The sequence below is a fragment of the Paenibacillus glycanilyticus genome (assembly GCF_030161375.1).
Lineage (GTDB): Bacteria > Bacillota > Bacilli > Paenibacillales > Paenibacillaceae > Pristimantibacillus > Pristimantibacillus glycanilyticus_B.
Genome location: NZ_BSSQ01000011.1, coordinates 36,535 through 59,337 on the forward strand (window position 1 = coordinate 36,535; position 22,803 = coordinate 59,337).

Annotated in this window: 22 protein-coding genes; 19 read left to right on the top strand and 3 right to left on the bottom strand. The window is 48.5% G+C overall.

Annotated features, from left to right (window positions below):
- Positions 1–7 precede the first annotated feature (7 nt).
- From QQK89_RS12700 to QQK89_RS12735, 8 genes are all read left to right on the top strand, one after another.
- Positions 8–967, top strand: coding sequence for a hypothetical protein (locus tag QQK89_RS12700; protein ID WP_284238941.1), 960 nt, complete (start codon positions 8–10; stop codon positions 965–967).
- Positions 967–1,488: a VanZ family protein gene (locus QQK89_RS12705; protein ID WP_284238942.1), complete on the top strand. Its 522-nt coding sequence runs from the start codon at positions 967–969 to the stop codon at positions 1,486–1,488. The genes QQK89_RS12700 and QQK89_RS12705 overlap by 1 nt, the downstream gene beginning before the upstream one ends.
- Before the next feature lie 250 nt (positions 1,489–1,738).
- Positions 1,739–3,193 carry an ABC transporter substrate-binding protein gene (locus tag QQK89_RS12710; protein ID WP_284238943.1) on the top strand — a complete coding sequence of 485 codons (1,455 nt, stop codon included), beginning with the start codon at positions 1,739–1,741 and terminating at the stop codon, positions 3,191–3,193.
- Positions 3,194–3,299: 106 nt separating this feature from the next.
- Positions 3,300–4,190 (top strand): carbohydrate ABC transporter permease, encoded by an 891-nt coding sequence (locus QQK89_RS12715; RefSeq protein WP_284238944.1) that lies wholly within the window; start codon positions 3,300–3,302, stop codon positions 4,188–4,190.
- Between the two features lie 21 nt (positions 4,191–4,211).
- Positions 4,212–5,045, top strand: coding sequence for a carbohydrate ABC transporter permease (locus tag QQK89_RS12720; protein ID WP_284238945.1), 834 nt, complete (start codon positions 4,212–4,214; stop codon positions 5,043–5,045).
- 145 nt (positions 5,046–5,190) lie between these two features.
- Complete coding sequence (locus QQK89_RS12725) at positions 5,191–6,045, top strand: ABC transporter ATP-binding protein (protein WP_284238946.1); 855 nt, start codon at positions 5,191–5,193, stop codon at positions 6,043–6,045.
- A complete protein-coding gene (locus QQK89_RS12730; protein ID WP_284238947.1) occupies positions 6,038–6,691 on the top strand; it encodes an ABC-2 transporter permease in 654 nt (217 codons plus the stop codon). The genes QQK89_RS12725 and QQK89_RS12730 overlap by 8 nt, the downstream gene beginning before the upstream one ends.
- A 3-nt stretch (positions 6,692–6,694) precedes the next feature.
- Entirely contained in the window at positions 6,695–7,060 is a 366-nt protein-coding gene (locus tag QQK89_RS12735; protein WP_284238948.1) for a GntR family transcriptional regulator, read from the top strand.
- 48 nt (positions 7,061–7,108) lie between these two features.
- Here QQK89_RS12735 and QQK89_RS12740 read toward each other — a convergent pair whose 3' ends face one another.
- Entirely contained in the window at positions 7,109–7,750 is a 642-nt protein-coding gene (locus QQK89_RS12740) for an SIMPL domain-containing protein (RefSeq protein WP_284238949.1), read from the bottom strand.
- Between the two features lie 187 nt (positions 7,751–7,937).
- On the opposite strand from QQK89_RS12740, the gene QQK89_RS12745 reads away from it, so the two are divergent.
- Genes QQK89_RS12745 through QQK89_RS12765 form a run of 5 tightly spaced genes read left to right on the top strand, consistent with a single transcriptional unit; the run spans position 7,938 to position 11,160 of the window.
- The gene (locus QQK89_RS12745; protein ID WP_284238950.1) at positions 7,938–8,147 is read left to right on the top strand and encodes a hypothetical protein; all 210 of its coding nucleotides are present in this window, start codon (positions 7,938–7,940) and stop codon (positions 8,145–8,147) included.
- A 20-nt stretch (positions 8,148–8,167) separates the two neighbouring features.
- Positions 8,168–8,899, top strand: coding sequence for a hypothetical protein (locus QQK89_RS12750; RefSeq protein ID WP_284238951.1), 732 nt, complete (start codon positions 8,168–8,170; stop codon positions 8,897–8,899).
- Positions 8,896–10,122 carry a glutathionylspermidine synthase family protein gene (locus QQK89_RS12755; protein WP_284238952.1) on the top strand — a complete coding sequence of 409 codons (1,227 nt, stop codon included), beginning with the start codon at positions 8,896–8,898 and terminating at the stop codon, positions 10,120–10,122. Before QQK89_RS12750 ends, QQK89_RS12755 begins: the two co-directional genes overlap by 4 nt.
- Positions 10,097–10,771 (top strand): signal peptide protein, encoded by a 675-nt coding sequence (locus tag QQK89_RS12760; protein ID WP_284238953.1) that lies wholly within the window; start codon positions 10,097–10,099, stop codon positions 10,769–10,771. The genes QQK89_RS12755 and QQK89_RS12760 overlap by 26 nt, the downstream gene beginning before the upstream one ends.
- Positions 10,768–11,160 (top strand): DUF350 domain-containing protein, encoded by a 393-nt coding sequence (locus QQK89_RS12765; protein ID WP_284238954.1) that lies wholly within the window; start codon positions 10,768–10,770, stop codon positions 11,158–11,160. Before QQK89_RS12760 ends, QQK89_RS12765 begins: the two co-directional genes overlap by 4 nt.
- Before the next feature lie 58 nt (positions 11,161–11,218).
- Here the strand turns inward: QQK89_RS12765 and QQK89_RS12770 are convergent, their stop codons facing one another.
- On the bottom strand, positions 11,219–11,899 hold the full coding sequence (locus QQK89_RS12770; protein WP_284238955.1) for a hypothetical protein: 681 nt from the start codon (positions 11,897–11,899) through the stop codon (positions 11,219–11,221).
- A gap of 329 nt (positions 11,900–12,228) precedes the next feature.
- Between QQK89_RS12770 and QQK89_RS12775 the strand changes: the two genes are divergently transcribed.
- The 4 genes from QQK89_RS12775 to QQK89_RS12790 all read left to right on the top strand — a co-directional run bounded on the left by QQK89_RS12775 (position 12,229) and on the right by QQK89_RS12790 (position 18,279).
- The gene (locus QQK89_RS12775) at positions 12,229–15,294 is read left to right on the top strand and encodes a CBM35 domain-containing protein (RefSeq protein WP_284238956.1); all 3,066 of its coding nucleotides are present in this window, start codon (positions 12,229–12,231) and stop codon (positions 15,292–15,294) included.
- 194 nt (positions 15,295–15,488) lie between these two features.
- On the top strand, positions 15,489–16,328 hold the full coding sequence (locus QQK89_RS12780) for a DegV family protein (RefSeq protein WP_284238957.1): 840 nt from the start codon (positions 15,489–15,491) through the stop codon (positions 16,326–16,328).
- A gap of 168 nt (positions 16,329–16,496) precedes the next feature.
- Positions 16,497–16,877, top strand: a complete 381-nt coding sequence (locus QQK89_RS12785) for a hypothetical protein (RefSeq protein WP_284238958.1) — start codon at positions 16,497–16,499, stop codon at positions 16,875–16,877.
- 193 nt (positions 16,878–17,070) lie between these two features.
- Positions 17,071–18,279: an FAD-binding protein gene (locus QQK89_RS12790; protein ID WP_434481686.1), complete on the top strand. Its 1,209-nt coding sequence runs from the start codon at positions 17,071–17,073 to the stop codon at positions 18,277–18,279.
- A gap of 28 nt (positions 18,280–18,307) precedes the next feature.
- Here QQK89_RS12790 and QQK89_RS12795 read toward each other — a convergent pair whose 3' ends face one another.
- The gene (locus QQK89_RS12795; RefSeq protein WP_284238960.1) at positions 18,308–19,168 is read right to left on the bottom strand and encodes an AraC family transcriptional regulator; all 861 of its coding nucleotides are present in this window, start codon (positions 19,166–19,168) and stop codon (positions 18,308–18,310) included.
- A 93-nt stretch (positions 19,169–19,261) separates the two neighbouring features.
- Between QQK89_RS12795 and QQK89_RS12800 the strand changes: the two genes are divergently transcribed.
- Both QQK89_RS12800 and QQK89_RS12805 read left to right on the top strand, forming a co-directional pair.
- A complete protein-coding gene (locus tag QQK89_RS12800; RefSeq protein ID WP_284238961.1) occupies positions 19,262–21,271 on the top strand; it encodes an alpha-L-arabinofuranosidase C-terminal domain-containing protein in 2,010 nt (669 codons plus the stop codon).
- Positions 21,268–22,803, top strand: a complete 1,536-nt coding sequence (locus QQK89_RS12805; RefSeq protein ID WP_284238962.1) for a sulfatase family protein — start codon at positions 21,268–21,270, stop codon at positions 22,801–22,803. Before QQK89_RS12800 ends, QQK89_RS12805 begins: the two co-directional genes overlap by 4 nt.

Consider the following 22,803-nt stretch of genomic DNA (forward strand, 5'->3'; position numbering starts at 1 on the left):
ATTATAGATGACCAAATCAATAGCGGAATGGAATGAGGAACTAGAGATTTTAAGAGAGCAAGCAACCGAGAAGGAACATTTGGAGCGAAAGGCGGAACAATTGCAGAGGCTGAGTACAAACGCAACCAATAGAATAACGGTATTAAAAGCAGAACATACACGGGAGCAGAGGGATGTGGACCAGCTTGAGCGGAAAACTTGGACAAGCCTCATATCCGGCATATTGGGCAATAAAGATACGCGTCTGGAAAAGGAGCGGCAAGAAGCGCTTGCCGCTGCGCTGAAGCTTCAAGAAGCGCAGCTCTCCCAGGTTAAGCTGGAACAGGAGAAGCAGGATGTAGCTAAACAGCTTGAAGAGTTTAAAGAGGCTGCGAACCTATACACGCAAGCTTTACGCCAGAAAGAACAATTAATGCGTGGCTCCATCCCGGAAGCATCTGCCCAATTATCGGAATGGGACGAGCAATTGTATCGGGAGCATTCTGAAATCAAGGAGCTTCGAGAAGCGGCTTCTGCCTGCCGAAAATTGGTGGAAGCATTAAGTCAAGCCAATGTAAAGCTCGATTCGGCCAAAGATTGGGGAACGTATGATATGTTGGGCGGCGGAATGATCAGCACGTCGATCAAGCATTCTCGTATTGATGATGCGCAGGATTATATCTATGAAGCCCAACATCACCTGCGTCAGCTGCAAGTGGAACTGAAGGACCTGAAACGGACGGCGGATTTATACGTCGGCATAGATACGATGGACAAGTTCGGCGATTTTTTCTTTGATGGTCTCATTACCGACTGGATTGTACAGGACAAGATCAAATCCTCCATCAGCAATGTGGAAGCCCAATTATCTGATGCTACGGGATTAATGGTCGGGCTCGATAATGAAGTTAGAGCTTCCGAACGAAGGCAGGCCATAATCAGGCAACAAGTTGCAGCGTATATTGAACAATTTAACGGGGGGAAATAATGATCCGCCGTATCGCTGTAAGCCTGCTTAGAACTCTATTATTCCTTGTGTTCGTTATTTATCTCATAGAAGCCATTCGTGTTATTGTTTGGAAACAAATGCCGCCGGACAATGTGTTTCTTCCCGCGTTACAGCTCTCGGATATGGCGTCTATTAAACGCGCACTGCTTCATAGCAGCAATTTTGTGCCTTTCAAAACCATTTTCTCTTACCTGTTCGTTAACGAAAATAGGAATATCGCATTTTCCAATCTCATGGGGAACATTCTATTGTTTATTCCTTTTGGCATGTTATTGCCGTTACTAACGATGAAGTTAAGGAACACAAGAATGGTTTTTCTACTGTCCATCGGATGGAGTCTATCCCTTGAAATTTTCGAGTTATTATTTTCAAGCGGAACGTTGGACGTGGATGACCTTATTCTTAATTCATTAGGAGCTATGATTGGCTATCTCATTATTCGATTGATGCTCTATTTCGCGCAGCAATTATTTAGAAAAAGTAATAGAGCTATAGTCTAATACTTATGAAGAGTTTCGGATGACAAATTCCGGAGCTCTTTTTTTTATCTCGATTCTTTTATCCCCATTTATTGTCTCCTTTATTTGAAGAGATTTTTGGGAGTCATATAAGTAGAGTGTTTTGTCGCAATATTATAGTCTCGTGTTCTGATTTTCATCGAATAAAGGCACAGGCACATAAATATCTATGAACTATAACCGCAGTGGAAGCGCTTAACCAAGGGTGGTTGACTAATAGGGAGGGATTAGGATGGCTAGCGGTAAACGTTTATGGTCGATTTCAACATCGCTCGTCTTGTGTACAACCCTGCTGTTTGCCTGTTCGAACAACTCGAACAATACAAACAAGCCAAGCAACAGTCCAAGTACGTCGGCAGATACGGGTACGAAGGAGACAAATGCCGGTCAAACGAATAACGGGGGAACGGAAGGCAATACCGAGAAAAAAGTCATTACGATCACTTATCGCGATGACGGCATTGGCCAGGATGGTGTCATGTACAAATGGATTCAAGAGATCGCGGCGAATTATCCCGACAAAAACGTAGAAATCAAACCAACTCCGATTCAAGCGTCGGAAGGGGATTATTTTGCCAAAATCGCGCTTGCGCTGAAATCCAAAGATACGGCGCCGGATATTGTGACAGAGGATACGTTTATTCTGAACTCCGATGCCAGCGCGGGGTATTTGACGCCGCTTGACGACAAGGTAGGCGCATGGGAAGACTGGACGAACGGCTCCTTCATCGAAGCGCTCAAAAAAGGGGTAACCGCTAGCGACGGCAAGGTATACGGCGTGCCGTACAATACGGATTCCAGGGGATTGTGGTACAACAAGGAACTATTCAAAAAAGCCGGACTCCCTGAAGACTGGGCGCCAAAAAACTGGGATGAAGTGCTGGATGCGGCCAGAACAATCAAGAGCAAGCTGCCAGACGTTGTGCCAATCTGGATGAATATGGGCAAGGCAACGGGTGAAGCGACTTCCATGCAGACGTATGAAATGCTGCTCTATGGCACAGGCGAAAGACTGTACGATAACGACTCCGGCAAATGGATTACGAAGAGCCAAGGCATTGTAGATGCCTTAACGTTTATTCAAACGATCAATAAGGAAAAGCTTGGACCGCCGCTCTCCAAAGTGTTGAACGGTCAAGCGGGCAACACGTCGACCCGTGAATATCTGCCGCAAGGCAAGCTGGCGATCTCGCTCGACGGCTCCTGGATTACCGGCAACTACCTCGAAGGCGGCGCTGCTCCGTGGCCGGAATACAAAGATGTCCTTGGCTTTGCGCCAATGCCAACTAGCAAAGGCCAAGCGCCGGGTTCAATTACGCTGGCGGGCGGCTGGGCATTATCCATCCCGGCGAACGCGCAGCATAAAGACGAAGCATGGGATGTCATCAAGTTTGCGCTGAACAAAGAAAATTCGAAAAAACTCGTGATCGCATCCGGTAACATTACCGTTCGCGCGGACGTAGGTTCCGATCCGGAATATACGCAAATGCCGTTTAACGAGATCGCAACGAACTACCTGAAGAATGCCGAGTTCCGTCCGGCGCAGGATAAATATCCAGAAGTATCGACGCAAATTCAGACGATGGTTGAATCCGTTGCGTCCGGCACTTCGCCGCAAGATGCCGCAAACAAATATGCGCAGGATGTTACGCGTACCGTAGGTGCGGATAAGATTGTAGAAAAATAATGGCAGCAGGCTTGCTCAGGCCCCTTCCTCCAGATGCGGCTGCTTGAGCAAGTCTTCTTTTACCGCAAGAGGTTATTCACCTACTGACGGAGGAGGTAGACTTTCAATGAGCAGTGTTGCTCTCAATGGCGCGGCAAAACGAAAGCGGACGTGGACATGGCTGTATTTCTTGCTTCCTTCCGTAGCGATTATGCTCGTGTTTTTTGTTTATCCCATTTTGCTGACCGTGTTCTATTCCTTCACTAATCTCGCTCTAACCGGCGAAGCGGCCAAACATTTGAATTTTGTCGGCCTGGATAACTATTCCCGCATGTTCGAGGATCCTACAGTCCGGACAAGTATATGGAATACGCTCGTTTTTCTGATCGGATCGGCGGTTATTGGCCAGCAGGTGCTTGGATTTCTCATTGCGTTATTGATGAAAAACAAAAATAGATGGTTCCGGCGAATTATCGGTACCATCGTGCTGGCTGGCTGGGTTACGCCGGAAATCGTATGCGCATTATGTTTATACAGCTTTTTTGCTGACGAAGGTACGCTAAACGCGATTCTGACCTCGTTTGGTTTCAGCGAAGTGACTTGGCTGTATACCGTGCCGATGATTACGATCATTCTGGCGAATATATGGCATGGCACCGCCTTCTCGATGCTCGTATTCCAAGCTGCGCTTGACGATGTGCCAAGCGAGATTGAAGAGGCTGCTATCGTAGACGGGGCTTCCAAATGGCAGGTGTTGACCCGAGTCACCATTCCTTATATTAAAGATTCGATTACAACCAATGCGATGCTGGTTACGCTGCAGACGCTGGGCGTATTTGGACTCATTTACGCGATGACCGGCGGGGGACCGGGAACGTCCACCACAACGCTTCCGATCTTTATGTATAATCAGGCTTTCGTTAACTACCAGCTGGGTTATGGTACGGCCATTTCCTTATTGCTGCTGTTTATCGGCATCATCCTCAGCTTGTTCTATATCCGCTCGATGAAAGAGTAAACGGACAAGGAGAACAAACCTATGAGCGCAAAACAACGCAAATGGATTTTTCAAATATTGCCTTATACGATCTTAGCGGTTATTGGAATCTGCTTCTTGCTACCCTTGTTATGGGTGCTTGTTGCCTCTGTGGATACAAACGCCATGCAGTCGCTTAAGACGCCGACCCATCTGACAGGCACCAATTACGTGGAAGTAATGACGAATAAGGAAAATCAGCGCGCCTTCCTGATCGGTCTCATGATGTCCGGCGGCCAAGCTGTCCTGGTCGTTCTGCTCGGGCTTCTTGCGGCTTATCCGTTGTCGCGTTATCAACTTAGATACAAGAAACCTTTTATGCTGACCATTTTGTTTATGACCTCCTTGCCGATTACGGCCGTAATGGTTCCGGTGTACCAGCTGTTCCTATCCTTGAAGCTCTATAACAATGTATTTGGCGTCATCTTGTTTTTTGTTGCATCGGCTATGCCGTACGGGATCTGGATGCTGAAAAACTTCATGGATTCCGTGCCCTCCGAGCTGGAAGAGGCGGCTTGGATCGACGGAGCTTCCGTCCTCGTAGGCATTCGCAAAGTTGTCGCGCCGCTTATGGTACCCGGTATTTGCACGGTAGCGATCTTTACTTTCTCCGGCAGCTGGGGGAATTTCTTCGTACCGTACATCCTGCTGCAGTCTCCGGAGAAGTTCCCGGCTTCGCTGAAGATCTATCAGTTCTTCGGTCAATATGGCATGGCGGATTACGGGAACCTGGCCGCATTCTCCGTCATGTACGCGATCCCATCCGTCGTTCTGTATATTTTGTCCCAGCGCTTTATGTCCAAAGGTTTTAGCATGCAGGGCGGTATGAAGGGGTAACCGACTAACCGGATTTACGAAAAACCTTGAGCAGCTCTTGCTCAAGGTTTTTTTCTATAAATTGGATAAACATGAAGTTGACTTCAAAAACACGTGGTGATATATTGTGTATACACGACATGCACAATTTGATCGGAGGTACACTATGCTGTCGTTAGATGTTAAGCAAGTAAGCAAGAAGTATGACACATTTGAATTAAAAGAGGTTTCGTTCCAACTGGAAAAGGGTTATATTATGGGCTTTATTGGAGCGAATGGCGCAGGGAAAACAACGACCATCAAGTTGATCCTGAATATGATTCGTATTGACAGCGGCGAAGTTCAAATATTGGGGAAAAACATTGCCGAACATGAACTGGAACTAAAACAGATAATCGGATGCGCTTTTGGAGATGTTGAGTTTTATAGCCGGAGTAAAATAAAAACATTGACCGATGTTATTAAGAGATTTTATAAGAATTGGAATGATGACACGTATTATAGTTATTTGAGGAGATTCAAGTTGGATGAGAACAAAAAAATCTCCCAACTGTCGACGGGGATGAAGGTTAAATACAATTTGGCCCTTGCCTTGTCCCATGGCGCAAAGCTTCTCATATTGGATGAGCCAACAAGCGGGCTGGATCCGGTTGCAAGGGATAATCTGCTGGAGATCTTCCAAGAGCTCGTGAGCGAAGGAGAGATCAGCATACTTTTCTCTACGCATATCACTACCGATTTGGAGAAATGCGCTGATTTTATAACGTTTATTGAGAACGGCCGGATTGTGAAGAGCGCGGAGAAGGAAGAGTTTGTAGCTTCTTATCGTTTGCTTAACGGCAAGGAAAATCAGCTGAACGAGGTAAAGGATAAGCTAATCTCCTATAAGAAAAATTCTTTTGGATTTACGGGATTGATTCATGCGGAGGATTTCGATCCGGGCCTCGAGATTAACGCAGTAATCCCAAGTCTTGAGGAAATTATGATTTACTTTGCGAAGAAGGAGGCTATGTATGTTTAACTTAATCTTAAAGGATTTCAAGATAGGAGTTCCGCGCTTCTTTCTGATCTTGCCGGTTTTGACTGGTGCTTTAATGTTAATTCCAGGCTGGATCTACATGGTTGTTCTTTTTTATTTTTGCTGGATTACGATCCCCAATATGCTGGCGGGAGTTCGAACGCAGAACGATCTGATGTTTACCGCCCTGTTGCCCGTGACCAAGTCCGATATCGTGAAGGCCAAGGTATCCGTCATTGTCATTCTCGAATTATTGCATATTGTATTTGCGATCATTTTTGGTATGATAAATCTCAGTCTGTATCCGGATGTCGTCAATTATTTCTTTGCGCCGCATATGGGGTTTTGGGGATTATGTTTCGTGATGCTCGGCATCTTCAACATTTTTTTATTGTCTCTTTATTACAAAACCGCGTATAAATACGGCGTTGCAACGGCTGTAGCGATTGGTGGCGCGATGTTGTTTGCCGTCCTTACGCAATGGATTGCGTTACAAAACTCTTATGTGCACGACATTTTTTATGGCACCGGGATTGACGATACCGTTGTGCAGTTATCTATTCTAATCGCAGGAATTCTGATCTTTATTGCTTTAACCGTCATTGGTTACCGCATGGCGAATCAAAGGTTCCTGAAAGTGGAGATTTAATGAATGAATGTAGCCATTTCCAACTCATCGGACAAACCGATCTATCAGCAAATTTTTGAACAGATCAGTGCTCAGATCTTGAAGGGCGAATTAGAAAGCGGCTACGTTTTACCGCCAATACGGCAAGCAGCTCAAGAGCTTCGAGTCAGTATTATTACCGTGAAGAAAGCCTGGGAAGAGCTTGAGCACAGCGGTTTGATTCATACGGTAACGGGAAAAGGATGTTTCGTTGCGGATTTTACTCCTGACCAAATTCTTCAATTGCGCAATGACATGGTGCAGGGGCAAATGGCAACCGATGCTTCCTATTACAAATCTTTTGGCCTCACGATCGATGAAGTGATTGAACTGCTTAAGAAGGTGTATTAATTGGAGTTATAAATAGGGCGGTGCGACTCTCGCACCGCCCTGTTTGCGTTAACCGTACATGTACCATACTCGAACGGAAGCTTTGAACGATAAGGTGCCTGGTTCAATGGTGGTTCCCGCGTCGCCGGCAGGAGCTGATGCGGCTTTGAACATAACAGGTTCAAAGCCGTTGCTTGGCGATTCTATGATTTTGCAAGGAACGGCGGATAAGGAAACGCCAAGCGCGGCGGCAATCGTAAGCGCCTTGGCTTCGGCATCGCGAACGGCCAGCGTTAAAGCTTTCCGGCTTGCTTCGCTGGCTTGCGTCGATCGGAACGACACGTCCGTTACGGTGTTGGCTCCTTGTGCTACGGCCGAATCTATGATTTGACCTACATCGTTTGCTCCGCTAATCGTAATCCTTAGCAGATGGACGGCTCTGTATCCCCGGAAAACTTGTTTCCCGTCTACGAAATCATATTGCGGTTCAATGGAATATTGCGCGGTAGAAATTTGTTCGCGCGGTACGCCTAGCCCAAGAATGGCATGGATGATTGCGTCTATCTTTTCGGCTTGATTGGTTTGAAGTTCGCTCAGGCTGTCACCTTCTTCGGATACGCCAAGCGTAACAACCGTCTCGTCCGGCATTGCCGTGGCGATTCCTTGACCCATTACTTCAATCGTACAATCGCAAGCGGACTCTTTGCTCATCGTACAGCCTCCAATCTTGGATATTTACTTGTTATATATAGACGTTAGTCGAGCGAAGATGTTTCAATTTTATACTTGATTACGTGGTAAGTGATTTAGGGGTAAATATTTTTTCCATAAACTTGAAACGTCATTATGGTATCCTCGTATAGTAGAAACATCCAACGGAAAGGGGGCACAAACACAGATGCGGGTAGTTCTTCTAGTAAAAGATCCGAAAGCGGGGCTGAGACAGATTGATGACAGGGAGTGGGATTCCGCGATGATCGCCTCTTTGGAGCATGTCAATTATTTGACCATCCATGGCGAGGAGTATCAGACGCTTGAAGGCAAGCTGAATCTCGATGCGGGGCAGCTAGAGCTCCTCCTCGTTCGAATGAATAACAAGACCATATAGACGGAAAGAAGGGAAAGGGCATGCAAGAACATAAAAAAGAGGACTCAGCCAAATCCAAACTTTTGACGAAAGACGGTCTGCCGCTGAAGGTGCTCTCCACTTCGCTTGGTATTGCGCTGCTGGCTAATTTGGCGGCTGTGCCTATACAAGCCGGAGCCGCAGGCTCATCGGCAACAGCAACCCCTACGCCAACACCAACGCCAACCGTCAGCAGTACAGCATCGGGGCCGAAACTTGTTGAATGGTCCAGTGAAGCCGTCAAACGCTACTATGATCCTGCCGTTGACTGGAATCTGCCGTTGCCATCCGACAAAGAACTGGACGAAGCGGGAGAAGCACAAGAGAGTCCTGCGGTTACATCTGTCGGCGGTACCGGCGGGGGCACAACGACCGTTATTCAGCAATCTTCGGGTTTTGGCTGGGACGATCTGATGCTGTATCATTTGTTGTTTAACGGCGGCAGCTCCTATTCATCGCAAACCTGGGCCTCCTCCCATCGTTCTTACCAGTACGGCAGCACTCGTCCTTACGAACCTAAAACCTATTCGAACGGCAAATTCCAGAATAAGCCGGTTGTTGGTTCATCGGTATCGCCGCCGAAGACGTCTAGCTCAACCGGTACGGTTACCCGTCGTTCGACGTCATCTTCACCAGGAGGGATCGGCGGCAAATCGAGCGGGTTTAGTTCCTCTTCATCCAGCTCCTCCGGTTCGCATTCCAGTTCCGTTTCTTCGGGAGGTTTTGGCGGATGAGTTCCGAGATCTTCAAAGTCATTGGCGAACCTCATCCAGACCGGGCGCACAAAGTGGCTCTTCTCAATGAAATGGGCTTTACTTGGGCCGATTTGGAATCGGAACACTATTGGATTGACCAAGTAGTAGGAATGAAGAGAGAGATTTACGAGGAGCTCGAGCAGGCTTCTAGACAATTGTGGCACATTATGGACAAAACGGCGCGCTACATACATGGCAAACATGATCTCTACCAGCTCATCGGCATTCCCGCAATATTATGGGATTTAATAGATTTGTTGCCTATGCCCGCAGAAGGCGTAATTAGCAGGTATGCTAGATTCGATTATGCCATTACGCCTGACGGCAAGATCAAGATGCTTGAATTAAACGCGGATACGCCTACCGGTTACGTAGAAGCATCAATTGCAACACCGTGGTTATGTGAAGAAGCGGGCGTCCGTTCTTCTAATGGGAGAATGATAGACCTTGTTGCATCCGCATGGGAGATTGAGCAGCCGGACACCGTAGCTTGCGTCGCATACGGCACCCACCAGGAAGACTCCGGCACTATCGAAGCCTTGGCCAAACATAGCGGACTGGAGCTTCGTTTGGAGGATTGTCTGGAATTATGGGTGGATAACGGGATATTGAAAAACGGACATGGAGAGCCGATCCGCCGCATGTTTGCTCTCTATCCGAAGGAATGGATGGCGCATGACGATGGAGGAGAAGCGTTAGCATATGCCATCGAGAAAGGCTATTTGCACCTAATTAATTCGGTTCATAGCATTCTGCTGCAATCCAAAGGTTTGCAAGCCGCAACATGGGGATTATATGAGCTTGGCGTATTATTTGGCGATGAAGAGCGGGAAACAATAGAGCGCTATATGCTGCCTACCTATAACAAACCCGTATTTGACGGCGACTTTGTGTCCAAATCGATGTTTGGGCGCGAAGGTGGTTCGGTCAAGATTTTCGATCAGGGAGGGCAGCTTGAGGTGGAAGATCAGGAAGCTTACGATACAAGCGAGTTATTCCCGGTGGTGTATCAGAGAAGAACCGAGTTATCCCGCATTCACACCACAGCCGGAGAGCTTCATCTATTAGTAGGCATGTTTATGATTAATGGGGAGACCGGCGGTCTTCTTGGGCGGGCCGGCGGACCCATTACCGGCAATTCGAGTCATTTTATCCCGATTGGAGTGTTGGAACAAGATGAAGAAATTAACGGTCGTCATTAGCGCGCTGCTGCTAAGCGTTAGCCTGAGCTCCTGCGCGGAAAATGATCCCGAATACGTGTTTAGCACAAGCTCGGACCAAGGGACTTGGTCTAGCGGAGAAAGTGCAAGCGTGTCCCAGACGACAGCAACGCCAACGCCTCATCCGGTACGGAATATTCCATGGGATTACCGCGTTGTAGAAGAACAGGTCGGAGATCTCGTTGGCAGCGACATGACGATTATTCCGGACAACACGCTTCTTCCCAATGATAATAACTATGCAACGGGAGATAAAATATTTGTGCTTCAATACATGGACGCCCAATTAACAACGGATGATCAGAATCGGAGCCAGATTAAACTCTCATCCTGGGATACCTTGAAATCGTTCAAGGACCAGAAAGCCGCTACCGACGATTTGGCTACATTAAAGGAAACGATTCAAACGGAAGTGGATCTGATTGGCGTCTATAAGACGGAAAACGCGGGCAAGACGCGTGAATTTGCCGTAGTTACTTTGCCATCCGGCAATGTGGTGAAGCAACCGATCAGCGATGAGAAATATGCTTCGCTCAAGACAAAGTCCAAAGTGAAAGTAAATATCGAGCAGGTTCATTTGTACAACGATTATGATCAAGTATATTCGAAATTCCGGGGGTGGGCGGATTGACCGTTTTTATCAATCTTATTGTGAGTGTTGCCGTTATTGTCATTCTGCAGTTAGCAGGAATGCTTGTATTTAGTTTAATGACCCCGTTTAATGATCTGGAGGAATTGAAAAAAGGGAATATGGCCGTTGGCCTGGCATTTGGCGGCAAATTTCTGTCAACGGCGCTGATCATTGGCGTTGCGGCTTATACGAACTCCTCTATCTGGTATATGATGTTATGGTTTCTGGTTGGGTACTTTATTCTGGTCGCCTCTTACTGGATCTTCGAGTTGGTTACGCCGGGCCTTAAAATTTCCGAGCATCTGCAAAAAGGCAATGTCGCCATCGGCGCGCTTCTCTGCTTCGTATTTATTGGAACCAGCTTCGCGGTCAGCAGCTTGATTGTTTAAAGAAAAGGGCAGTCCCCTATGTCATCATGAATGACGACCGGGACTCCCCTTATGCAATTTATTTATACATGTCAGCTTGAATAGATTTTAACTTGGTAAGATGTTCCTTTAATTGATTCAATAAAGGAGTTTTAGAATACGGCGTTTGTCCTCTATAAGCCATCTGAGCAGCTGTTTCCTTATAGGAGTTAATCGTTTGATCTAAAGCGCGAAGCTCTGTAGCAAAACTTTTTAATGTTTCACGCGTCTTGGCATTCAGTTGTTGATTTGGCTTTGACTTCCAGTAGCTATAGCTAATGTTGTGCAAAGGAATCCATACATCCGCCTGAAAGGCAAGGATGAACATATCACTCTGGAAATCGGAAGTCATAACAGTCTCGTTTATGGAGATCTTGGGAACCGTATTCTTAGTGAAACTATCACTAAACTCAATAATCGTTAACATTTGTTCGGTGAAAAATTTAGCTTGGGTTTGAGACTTGTAAAGTAGTTGTTGAATGGTTGCCGGGTTTTCATTTTCTTTTGATGCGCTTATTTTCTCTAAGGTTTGCGCTAGCGGAATGGCAGAAGAGGCGTGGGTAACGATATAAATATAGCCAGATTCGCTCTTCTGTTGATAAAGGGATTTAAGATTATTGTATTTCTCTTCCCATTTATGATTGATGTGGTTGTAAGTTGCGGTACTGATTAAGACGAGAGCAATAAAAATAAGTATGTAGGTTCGCAGCTGTTTAGGCATGGTTTGTTCCTCTCTAATGATCGTAGATGTTAGCTTTGTATGAAATGCTAATGGAGAATAACATTATTAAATGAATATGACAAATGGAAAAAAAATCTACGCTTTATAGATGATGAAGAAGACAGTAACGGCACGATTATACCATCTACCACGCAATATTGGCGTGTAGATGGTATTTTTTGTTTGCCAGGTCACAATTTTTACCTTCGAAGTCACGGGAATGGTAGTTATATTGTAATCGCTTACTTATTGTGGAGATGTGAGAAGTTTGAGCGAGAGGAGGAAGCGTGCGTTAACGGTTAAGAACTTAATCCATTGGAGGTTATCTCATGTTGAAACGAATGAAAGGCAACCGTATTTTCATCTATGCGCTCACTTTGGCTTTGTTGGTTCTTCAACTGCCGTTCTCGGCGGCTGTGTCCGCAGCGTCCCAAACGTACGAAGCGGAATCGGCAAGCCGCTCTGGCGGAGTTGTTGTAGCCACGGACCACACGGGCTACACGGGTTCAGGTTTTGTGGGCGGATATACCGATGCGAATAAAGGCAATGCCGCAACCGCGTTTGCGGTAAGCGCTGGCGCGGCAGGCAGCTATACCACTGCGGTTCGATATGCAAACGGCACAGGCTCGGCAAAGACGTTAAGCTTATACGTTAACGGAACAAAGGTGAAGCAAATCTCGCTTCCGGCAACGGCGGACTGGAATAGCTGGACTACGCAAACCGAAACGGTTTCTTTGAATGCGGGCAGCAATACCATTGCTTACAAGTTCGACTCAGCCGATTCCGGTAACGTGAATGTGGACAATATCGTGGTAAGCGATACGTCCTCAGGCTCCACCGGCTCCAACCTAGCGTTAAACAAGTCCGTTACCTCCAATAATAATGTCTCGGGTTTTGCTGCGGCAAACGCAGTCGACGGGAACACCGCCACTTATTATGAAGGTGCGGCGAATTCGTATCCGAATACGCTTACGGTTGATCTCGGCAGCGCTCAGAACGTAAACTCCGTTGTTCTGAAGCTTCCGGCGGCGTGGGGGACAAGATCGCAGACGATAGCCGTATCGACGAGTTCGGACAATAATACTTATAGCACGGCTGCAGCATCCAATTCGTACACGTTTAACCCGTCTTCAGGCAATACGGTTACGATTTCTTTCGCTTCGGCTTCAGCCAGATATTTGAAAGTAAGCTTTACTGCCAATTCCGGCGCTACTGGCGGGCAAGTCTCCGAGCTTGAAGCGTACGGAAGCGCCGGTACCGTTACGCCTCCTCCAACGTCGCCGGCCGGAACCTATGAAGCGGAAGCCGCTGTATTATCCGGCGGTACTGCCGTAGCTGCTGATCATACCGGCTACAGCGGAACAGGCTTTGTGGGCGGATTTATTGACTCCAATAAAGGCAACGCTGCGGTAACTTTTAATGTCAATGTGGCAGCAGCAGGCAGTTATGCGGTTACGTTAAAATATGCAAACGGCTCGACGGCAGCCCAATCTTTAAGTCTCTATGCGAACGGGACAAAAGCCATGCAAACGTCCCTTCCGGCTACGGCGAACTGGGATACTTGGAATACAAAAGCCGACACGGTAACTTTAAATGCCGGCAATAACACGATCATGTACAAATTCGATACGACTGACACCGGCAATGTGAATATCGACAAAATCGAGGTAGCTATCGTCGAGACTCCTCCGGTTACGCCTCCTCCTGCGGGTTCGTACGGGGCAACGATGCCTTACGATACTTATGAAGCGGAAGATCTGACTTATACGGGGACGGTAGTTGGGCCAAATACCACCTTCGGCAACATCGCTTCGGAAGCTTCCGGACGTAAAGCGGTTCAGCTTACCGCGGCAGGGCAATACGTGCAATTCACTTTGGCCAAAGCGGCCAAAGGCGTAACGATCCGATATTCCATTCCGGACAATGCGGCTGGAACGGGAATCGATTCGGCGATCAGCATGTATGTTGGCGGCACGTTGTTCAAAGATATTAACCTGACTTCCAAATATAGCTGGATTTATGGATCGTGGGGAACGGAAGGCGGATTGATCCGCTGGTCGAACAACCCAAGCGCAACGCCAACAACGCCGCATCAAATGTACGATGAAGTATCGGTGTTGCTGAATCAGGAATATCCGGCAGGTACGGTTATCAAGCTGCAGCGGAACGCGACAAACCTGAATTTCAGCTCGACTTCGAACGTAACCGTCGATCTGATTGAAACGGAAGCCGTTCCTGCTGCGCTTACGATGCCTTCCAATTATGTTTCGATCACGAGTTATGGCGCGGTTGCGGGCGATGGCGCAGATGATACAACGGCTATGAACAATGCCATCAATGCCGTGAAAAACTCCGGCGGCACGTACAAAGGGGTATGGATTCCGGCCGGTACTTTTACGCTGAACAACGGAACTGTAGGCGCCGGATATGACGGAAGCGGCACAAGAGTGTATCTGGACAGCGGCATTTCAATGAAAGGAGCGGGCGTCTGGTATTCCGCGTTGTCCGGCAACTTTGCAGGACTCTACCTGCGCGGAGGCAATGTTACCATTTCGGATTTCAAGATTAGCGGTAACGATAGAATTCGCGACGACCGGAACGGCGTGTCCGGCATCGAAGGAAACGGCACCAATTCAACGCTGACCAACATGTGGATCGAACATACCAAAGTAGGCATTTGGCTATCTAATCAGACGAATAACGCTAGCGTCTCGAACTCCAGAATCCGGGATGTATGGGCGGACGGACTAAATCTGCATTACGGCACAACCAATTCTACGGTTACCAATAATTCCGTCCGCAACAGCGGGGACGATGGTCTTGCCATGTGGTCGGATACGTATCTGGACACGAATAATACGTTCAGCTACAATACCGTTCAAATTCCTGCACTAGCAAATAATATCGGCATCTACGGCGGCAAAGACAACAAAGTCATGAATAACCTGTTGATCGATACCGTTGTGAACGGCTCGGGCATTTCGTTTGGCACAAACTTTGAACCGCCTTCCATGACAGGTACGTTAACCATCCAAGACAACGTGCTCATCCGAACCGGTTCCTATCACAAAGATTACGGCTATCAGATCGGCTCGATCTGGGCCTATTGGGTCAATAACAACGGCAGAGCCCAGAACCTGGCGGTTACGGTATCCGGCAATACGATTCAAGATAGCATCTACTCCGGTATCTTCATCGAGGAGCCGGCTCCGAATGTGACGGTCACGTACGCCTCGAACAAGATCATTAATGCAGGCACGTACGGCGTGTATGTGAGAGGAAGCGCGACCGGAAGTTCGGTCTTTAACAACAATACGGTAAACGGCGCTCCATCCGGTAAATTCTCAAACACGTCCACGAACTTTACGGTAAGCGGAACGGGGAACAACTGGTAGAACAACTAATAGATCATAGCGCGTCAAGGAGGCAGCCCGGCTATTTAGCCGGGCTGCCATTTTTTCACCTGTTCGATTAGGCTAAGACATGTGATAATAGACGGAAGTCATAGGAATAAAGTTCCACGTCGAAATAGTGAAACCAATCGCGGTGCTATACGTATTGATCACATTACATTTTAGGAGGCTATTAAATGCCTGGCATCAGGATTGTTACCGATTCCACAACTGATTTGCCGCAGGAACTGCTTGACCAGCACCAAGTGGAGGTCATTCCGCTGTCGGTATATGTAGATGGAGAAACGTACGAGGATAACGTAACGATTTTTCCCATTGAATTTATTCACAAGATGAAAAATGCCTCCGAGCTGCCCAAAACGTCTCAGCCGGCAGTTGGCGTATTCCTCGACATGTACGACCGGCTGGGCAAAGACGGGGACACGATTATCTCCATTCATATGACAAGCGGCCTTAGCGGAACGTATGCTTCTGCCCGTGCCGCGGCGGAGATGTCATCGAGCGATGTGGTCGTGATCGACTCGCAAATGATTTCGCAAGCGCTTGGTTTTCAAGTCATGGAAGCAGCGAAGCTTGCCAAAGAAGGTTTTTCCGTTCAGCAAATTAAGACTAGATTGAAGAGTATGTTGGACAATACCTCTTTATTGGTCGTTGTTGATACGCTCGAAAATCTCGTAAAAGGCGGCCGGGTCGGCAAAGCAAAAGGGTGGATCAGCTCCATTCTCAGCATTAAGCCGATTGCCATGCTTCAGGAAGGCGTGTATACGCCTCTGACGAAGGTCCGGACAACCTCTCAAATTGTTAAAAGTTTAATGGAACGATTCAAAAGCGATACCGACGGCAAGGAAATTACGGATATCGGAATCTCGCACGCGGATAATATCAGCTTGGCTGAACGGTTGCGCGAAGAGATAAGCCGGATTACCTCTACGCCGGTGCGGATCCAACCCGCAACGCCGGTAATAACGACGCATACGGGGCCGGGGGCAATCGGCTTTATGTATTGCGTGAAATAGTAGGCCAACACACCGTCGCTTCTTGGAGAAGCGGCGGTTTTTTTCTAGGTATAAAGATAGAAAACACGAATATAAAAATGGTAGTTGGAACGCTGTAAATTTTTCATTGCTATCTGATGAAGAATTGGATATGATATTGTCGATTTATAGCGAAGAGAGGCGAATGAATTGGCCCAAATAACCTCCGTTCAAGCAAGCGGTTTTGCCTACCAGGTGCTGCCTTCCGGCTTGCAGTTTCTGGACAATACGTTGATTTTGTCTGTAAAGCACATCGAAGGGGCTGTTAACGCCAGACTCGCCTATAATTTCCAGAACGGGCAATGGATCATTGACCGGATCAGTTACAGCGGTGAACCCAATGCGTTGACGGCAGAAATGCTCACGAAGGAGATCGGCCGGATCTTTGAACAAGATGCCGCCATATATGAAGAGGGTACCCGCCTAGTGAAACGAATCATCGAGATGAACGAGCTGGACGACGAAGCATTTGAAGAGGCCAGCGAGCGCGGTGATTTTGACGATATTCCTTTCTATGTTGCCAAGAAATAATACAAGCAGAGACCGGCTTTCTTATAAGCCGGTTTTTCTATTTTTGGAGAGAGAGTAAATCTGTTTAGCAGGAATCTGCGGCCGTTTGCTTAAATTAATAAGAAGCCCTATTTAACTACTTCTAAGGAGCGTGTAACAAGTGGCAATTCTTCGCAACTGGGCAGGCAACTATACATTTGGTGCCTCGGAATATATGTACCCCGAGAACAAAGAGGAAGTACAAGAAATCGTAGCCCGCAGTCATAAACTGAGAGTGTTTGGGACCCGGCATTCATTTAACGGAATCGCGGATTCGAACGAAACGATGCTCTCTTTGCAAAATATGAACCGCGTGCTTGAACTCGATCGCGATAACAAGCGCGTTAAGGTCGAAGGCGGTATCCGCTACGGTGAGCTCGGCGAGTATCTTCATCGGGAAGGCTATGCGCTGCATAATCTGGCATCACTGCCCCACATTACAATCGCTGGCGCAATCGCAACCGCAACCCATGGTTCAGGGGACCGGAACGGCAATCTGGCAACGGCGGTTTATGCCATTGAGATCGTGAAGGCGGATGGTTCCATCGCCGAATTTACTAGGGAGAACGGTTCTTTAAACGGTGCGGTTGTTGGACTTGGAGGCTTGGGGGTCGTAACGGCGATCACGCTGGATATTCTTCCCTTGTTTGAGATCAGCCAATATATTTACGAGAACTTGCCGCTCTCTCAGCTGGAACACCATTTCGACGCCATCTTCTCAAGCGCTTACAGCGTAAGCTTGTTTACGGACTGGAAGGATTCCTCCTTCAATCAAATTTGGCAGAAACGTCTGTCAGAGCCGGGGAAATCCGAGGTTGCAGGCAATGAATTATTTGGCGCACGCTTGGCCGAAGCCAAACGCCATCCGGTTCCGGAGCAAACCGCGGAAAACTGCAGCGAGCAGCTTGGTATTCCGGGTCCATGGCATGAGCGTCTGCCGCATTTCCGGATGGATTTCACGCCTAGCGCGGGAGAAGAGCTGCAAAGCGAATATTTTGTTGCCCGTGAAGATGCTTATGCGGCGTTGTGCGCGATTAATGAACTTAGCGAGCAGATTGCCCCGCTGTTATTCGTCTCGGAGGTACGCACAATCGCGGCGGACGAGCTATGGCTCAGTCCGAACTACAAGCAGCATTCCGTTGGCGTCCATTTCACATGGAAACCGGATTGGGAAGGCGTAAAGCAGGTTCTTCCTTTAATCGAAGAGAAGCTGGAACGCTTCCATGCGCGTCCTCACTGGGCGAAGGTGCATACGATGCCGCAAGAACGCGTGCAATCGCTCTATGAGAAGCTGCCGGAATTCCGTCAACTGCTGCTGGAGCAGGATCCTGATGGGAAGTTCCGCAATGCGTACGTAGATACGTATATTATGGGAGAGCAATAGCTTGTAAGTTTAAGAACCTTGATGGCAATCAAGGTTCTTTTGCGTACTGGCGGTGTGACGTGGGAGATAAGCCGGTCTTTTGCTTGAACAGGTTGGAGAAATATTGCGGATCTTCGTAGCCTAAATGTACGGCGATATCCCCAACGGGCATATCGGTATCTTGCAGCATCATTTTGGCCATGTCGATCTTGCGGTTCAACACATATTGATAGACGGTGCTGCCGGTATGCAGCTTGAAAATCCGGTTTAATTGCTTAAACGATAGAGCCATTTGCCGAGAGAAATCTTCCGAGTTAAAAGGTTCGCCTACCAGCTGATCCAAATAACGTTTCATGCGAATTAACAGGGGAGGAGAATGATCCGTCGAACGAACTGCCGATTGCTGTAACGCAATCAAGATCTCGGTGCAGCCCAGCGTAATCGTCGTTTGAATATCGATGTCTTCATCGCGTTGCTTGACCGCATCCAATCCTCTTTGGAATAAGGATCCGACGCTCGTATTCGGGATATATGAGGTTTGCAGGAGCTGGAACGCCTCCAAGAGCGGCAAGCTGTTGCCATGCAGATTATACCAGTAATACGTCCAGGGCTCATTAGCGGCGGACAAAGCGGTAACCTCATGCCTACTCCCTTTCTTCAGAATAAAGGAGTCGCCTCTCTCAAGACGGTGCGTCTCGGCATTCACCTTTATTTCGCCATGTCCGTTTATCACATGTCCAAGGACAGTTATGTCTGCTTTCTCGCGTATGTTTTTGTAGGTTGGCGCGCAGATGTTAATCCCGATCATGGGAACGTAAAGAGACAGATCCTGAGAGTGGGGAAGCGCCAATATGTCGCCATATTTCCGCAAGGCGGGATTCAGTAGATTGTCAATTTGAATAATGTCCATTTTCCTCACGTAATCTTCCTTTTCCTCTATGTTCAACTTCTAACCCAAACACTATCATGGATATACAATCTAGTCTAGATAAGGAGAATCTCCATGAATCAGAGAGCAGTCATTACCGTCAACACCGAAACGCCGTCCGCGCATCGCGTAAATCCGTACATCTTTGGACATTTCGTAGAGGATATCCGCGATCATATGGATGCCATGTTAGCTTTTACGCTGAAGGATATGGACTTTGAAGACGAAGCTGACGGAAGAGGCGTCTCCTCCGGCTGGTACGCGGTAACCAATGGGAAAAACACCGAGTATGCTTTGGAGCCTGCCGCTCCCAGGCATTCCGGACATAGCCAGCGTATTCGCATCTTGAGCGCCGATCGCTGTTATGGCGGGATCGGACAGCGGGTCAGCGTAGAAGGCGGGATGGCGTACCGGATCCACGCGGTGGCACGTGCGGCCATAGATTTAAGGATTGCTGCCTGTGAGCTGGTCGACCGTTCGACGGGCGAGCTGCTTGGCCGTGCCGAGCTGAAGCTGAGTGGTCATCGTTGGCAGGAATACAAGACGCAAATGACCCCTAGCCGTTCCTGCGAGAACGCCGAGTTCCGCATCCTGCTCTCCTCGGAGGAGGAGACATGGCGTGACGGAATGGGATCCGGCATGTTATGGCTCGATCATGTCTCCATGCTTCCATCGGACAGCATCGGTTATGTGAAGCGCGAAGTCGTGGAGCTGACGAAGCAGCTGAAGCCGGGCATGATGCGCATTGCGGGCAATTATATTAGCGCCTATCATTTCGAGGATGCGATTGGCCCGGTATTAGAACGTCCCAATATGATCAATGAAGCATGGGGCGGTTGGACAAACAAATATTTCGGTACGGATGAATTTTTGCAATTTTGCCGGGACACGGATACAGAACCGCTAATCTGTGTCAATGCCGGCACCGGTACGCCGGAGGAAGCCGCGGCTTGGCTGGAATATTGCAACGGCAGTATCGACACGGAATACGGCGCGCTTCGGGCGCTTAACGGTCATCCCGAGCCATACGGGGTCAGATATTGGGAGATAGGCAATGAAATTTATGGCTCCTGGCAGCATGGACATTGTACGGCAGAAGAGTTCGCGTACCGCTATAACCGGTTTGCAGATGCAATGAAGGCGGTAGATCCGGATATTGTGCTTCTCGCTTGCGGAGATTGCGATCCTGAATGGAATCGCACGGTGCTAGACATTTCGGCTAGCAAGATGGATATGCTGACGATCCATATTTATCACGGTTTTGGCACGGTTGGCATTACGCCGAATACGTCGGCAGAGGAACGGTATCCTGCGGTGATGTCTTTCCCGGAAATCAGCCGGACGGTTATTTCCAAGGCGGAACATTTGATAAGGAGCAATCCGGCCTATTCCCACGTGAAATTGGCGATTACGGAATATAACACGATGTATTACCCGAACACGATTCGCGAGGGTCGTCCGATGGAGCATACGCTGGAGGCGGCCGTTGCCAATGCGGCGAATCTTAATGAATTCATTCGCCAGTCGCACCTCGTTGAAATCGGCAGCTTCTCCGATCTGGTCAACGGCTGGCTTGGCGGCTGCATTCGCGTTGGCGATTGTTATGCGGATCAATACCGGGGCAAGGAAGCGGGATGGAGCGGACGCAGCCGCGTGGTGTATGGAACGCCGACCTTCCACATGATGAAGGAGTATGCGAATCGCGAGATTTCCCGTATCGTGCCGGCTAATGCAGACTGCGAGACATTCGAATGGCCGTCCGGTTCCAAACGCTTTGGCCTTGAGCCGGGGCCGCTTCCGGCCCTGGATGTGGCAGCGGCAGTGGACGAGTCCGGTCGTGTATTAACTTTGTTTGTTGTTAACAGGGGATTATCTTCGATTGACGCGGAACTTATCATCGGCTCGTTCGCAGATGCCGGCGAAGCGAAAGTATGGGAGCTTGCCGGGGATCATTATGAGACAATTAATTCCGTATTCGAGCCGGAAGCCGTAACGATGCGGGAGCAACGATTGGATTTCGGCAGCAGCAAGCCGGTTCTGGCCATGAGGCCGCATTCTGTTTGCGTAGTAGAGGTTCGCAAATGAAAAAGCCCAATATTTTGCTCATAACAAGCGATCAGCAGCATTGGAATACGATCGGAGCTTTTAATAAAGAGCTACATACCCCCAATTTAGACAGACTCGCGCGGGAAGGGACAACGTTTACCCGGGCTTATTGCCCGAACCCGACCTGCACGCCTAGCCGGGCATCCATTATTACGGGCATGTATCCGAGCCAGCATGGCGCATGGACGCTTGGCACGAAGCTGCTGGAAGATCGCCATACCGTTGGCGAGGATTTTGTGAAGGCGGGTTATCGCACTTCGCTGATCGGCAAAGCGCATTTTCAACCGCTTCGTTCAACGGAGGAGTATCCTTCTTTGGAAGCTTATCCGCTTCTTCAGGATTTGGAGACGTGGAAGACGTATGAGGGACCGTTTTACGGATTTGACCATGTGGAGTTGGCGCGCAACCATACCAACGAAGCCCATGTGGGACAACATTACGCGTTATGGATGGAAGAGAAGGGCTTCGCGAACTGGCGAGATTATTTCCTCGCGCCTACCGGCACGATGGATCCTTCCAATACCTACAAATGGCCGATTCCCGAGGAGTATCATTACAATACATGGATAGCGGAGCGGACGAATGCCCAGCTGGAGAAGTTCAAGTCGGAGGATGAAAGCTTCTTCTTATGGTCCAGCTTCTTCGATCCGCATCCCGAATATCTTGTTCCGGAGCCATGGGATACGATGTATGATCCGGATCAATTAACGGTTCCGACGCTGACTGAAGGCGAGCATGAGCAGAACCCGCCGCATTTTGGCATGACGCAGCAGGACAATCCGGACTTCTCCCATTTGCTGGAGAGCGGTTATGGCGTCCATGGTTACCGGTCCCACAACTACTACGAATACGGGGACAAGGCCAAACTGACGGACTACGATAAGAAAAAGCTTGTCGCGGTTTATTACGGCATGGTCAGCATGATGGATAAGTATATCGGAACGATCTTGGACAAGTTGGATGATCTCGGGATGGCCGACAACACGATTGTGGTGTTTACGACGGATCATGGACATTTCTTCGGTCAACACGGGCTTCAGGCGAAGGGCGGGTTCCATTACGAGGATCTGCTGAAACTGCCGTTTATCGTGCGATATCCGGGGCGGGTACCTGCGGGGCATGTTTCCCCATCTATTCAATCCCTGGTAGATTTGGCTCCAACGTTCCTCTCATTCTGCGGAATCCCGGTGCCAAGCGCCATGACCGGCGTTGACCAGAAGGACGTATGGCTTGGGCGGAAGTCTTCCGCGAGGGACCATGCAATCTGCGAATTCCGGCATGAGGCAACGACGATTCACCAGAAAACGTATATTGGCGAGAGATACAAAATTACCGTTTACTATAATCAGACGTACGGTGAAATCTTCGACTTGCAGGAAGACCCGGGGGAGCTTCGGAATTTATGGAATGATCCTGCACATGCTCCGTTAAAAGCAGAACTATTATTGAAATATATCTGGGCGGAATTAGGCAAGGAATCGATGCCGATGCCTAGAATATGGCATGCCTAG

Excerpts from the sequence above, each read along its gene's own strand:
- QQK89_RS12700 (WP_284238941.1), top strand. The coding sequence starts at position 8 with ATGACCAAATCAATAGCGGAATGGAATGAGGAACTAGAGATTTTAAGA.
- QQK89_RS12705 (WP_284238942.1), top strand. The coding sequence starts at position 967 with ATGATCCGCCGTATCGCTGTAAGCCTGCTTAGAACTCTATTATTCCTT.
- QQK89_RS12710 (WP_284238943.1), top strand. The coding sequence starts at position 1,739 with ATGGCTAGCGGTAAACGTTTATGGTCGATTTCAACATCGCTCGTCTTG.
- QQK89_RS12715 (WP_284238944.1), top strand. The coding sequence starts at position 3,300 with ATGAGCAGTGTTGCTCTCAATGGCGCGGCAAAACGAAAGCGGACGTGG.
- QQK89_RS12720 (WP_284238945.1), top strand. The coding sequence starts at position 4,212 with ATGAGCGCAAAACAACGCAAATGGATTTTTCAAATATTGCCTTATACG.
- QQK89_RS12725 (WP_284238946.1), top strand. The coding sequence starts at position 5,191 with ATGCTGTCGTTAGATGTTAAGCAAGTAAGCAAGAAGTATGACACATTT.
- QQK89_RS12730 (WP_284238947.1), top strand. The coding sequence starts at position 6,038 with ATGTTTAACTTAATCTTAAAGGATTTCAAGATAGGAGTTCCGCGCTTC.
- QQK89_RS12735 (WP_284238948.1), top strand. The coding sequence starts at position 6,695 with ATGAATGTAGCCATTTCCAACTCATCGGACAAACCGATCTATCAGCAA.
- QQK89_RS12740 (WP_284238949.1), bottom strand. The coding sequence starts at position 7,750 with ATGAGCAAAGAGTCCGCTTGCGATTGTACGATTGAAGTAATGGGTCAA.
- QQK89_RS12745 (WP_284238950.1), top strand. The coding sequence starts at position 7,938 with ATGCGGGTAGTTCTTCTAGTAAAAGATCCGAAAGCGGGGCTGAGACAG.
- QQK89_RS12750 (WP_284238951.1), top strand. The coding sequence starts at position 8,168 with ATGCAAGAACATAAAAAAGAGGACTCAGCCAAATCCAAACTTTTGACG.
- QQK89_RS12755 (WP_284238952.1), top strand. The coding sequence starts at position 8,896 with ATGAGTTCCGAGATCTTCAAAGTCATTGGCGAACCTCATCCAGACCGG.
- QQK89_RS12760 (WP_284238953.1), top strand. The coding sequence starts at position 10,097 with ATGAAGAAATTAACGGTCGTCATTAGCGCGCTGCTGCTAAGCGTTAGC.
- QQK89_RS12770 (WP_284238955.1), bottom strand. The coding sequence starts at position 11,899 with ATGCCTAAACAGCTGCGAACCTACATACTTATTTTTATTGCTCTCGTC.
- QQK89_RS12775 (WP_284238956.1), top strand. The coding sequence starts at position 12,229 with ATGTTGAAACGAATGAAAGGCAACCGTATTTTCATCTATGCGCTCACT.
- QQK89_RS12780 (WP_284238957.1), top strand. The coding sequence starts at position 15,489 with ATGCCTGGCATCAGGATTGTTACCGATTCCACAACTGATTTGCCGCAG.
- QQK89_RS12790 (WP_434481686.1), top strand. The coding sequence starts at position 17,071 with ATGTACCCCGAGAACAAAGAGGAAGTACAAGAAATCGTAGCCCGCAGT.
- QQK89_RS12795 (WP_284238960.1), bottom strand. The coding sequence starts at position 19,168 with ATGGACATTATTCAAATTGACAATCTACTGAATCCCGCCTTGCGGAAA.
- QQK89_RS12800 (WP_284238961.1), top strand. The coding sequence starts at position 19,262 with ATGAATCAGAGAGCAGTCATTACCGTCAACACCGAAACGCCGTCCGCG.
- QQK89_RS12805 (WP_284238962.1), top strand. The coding sequence starts at position 21,268 with ATGAAAAAGCCCAATATTTTGCTCATAACAAGCGATCAGCAGCATTGG.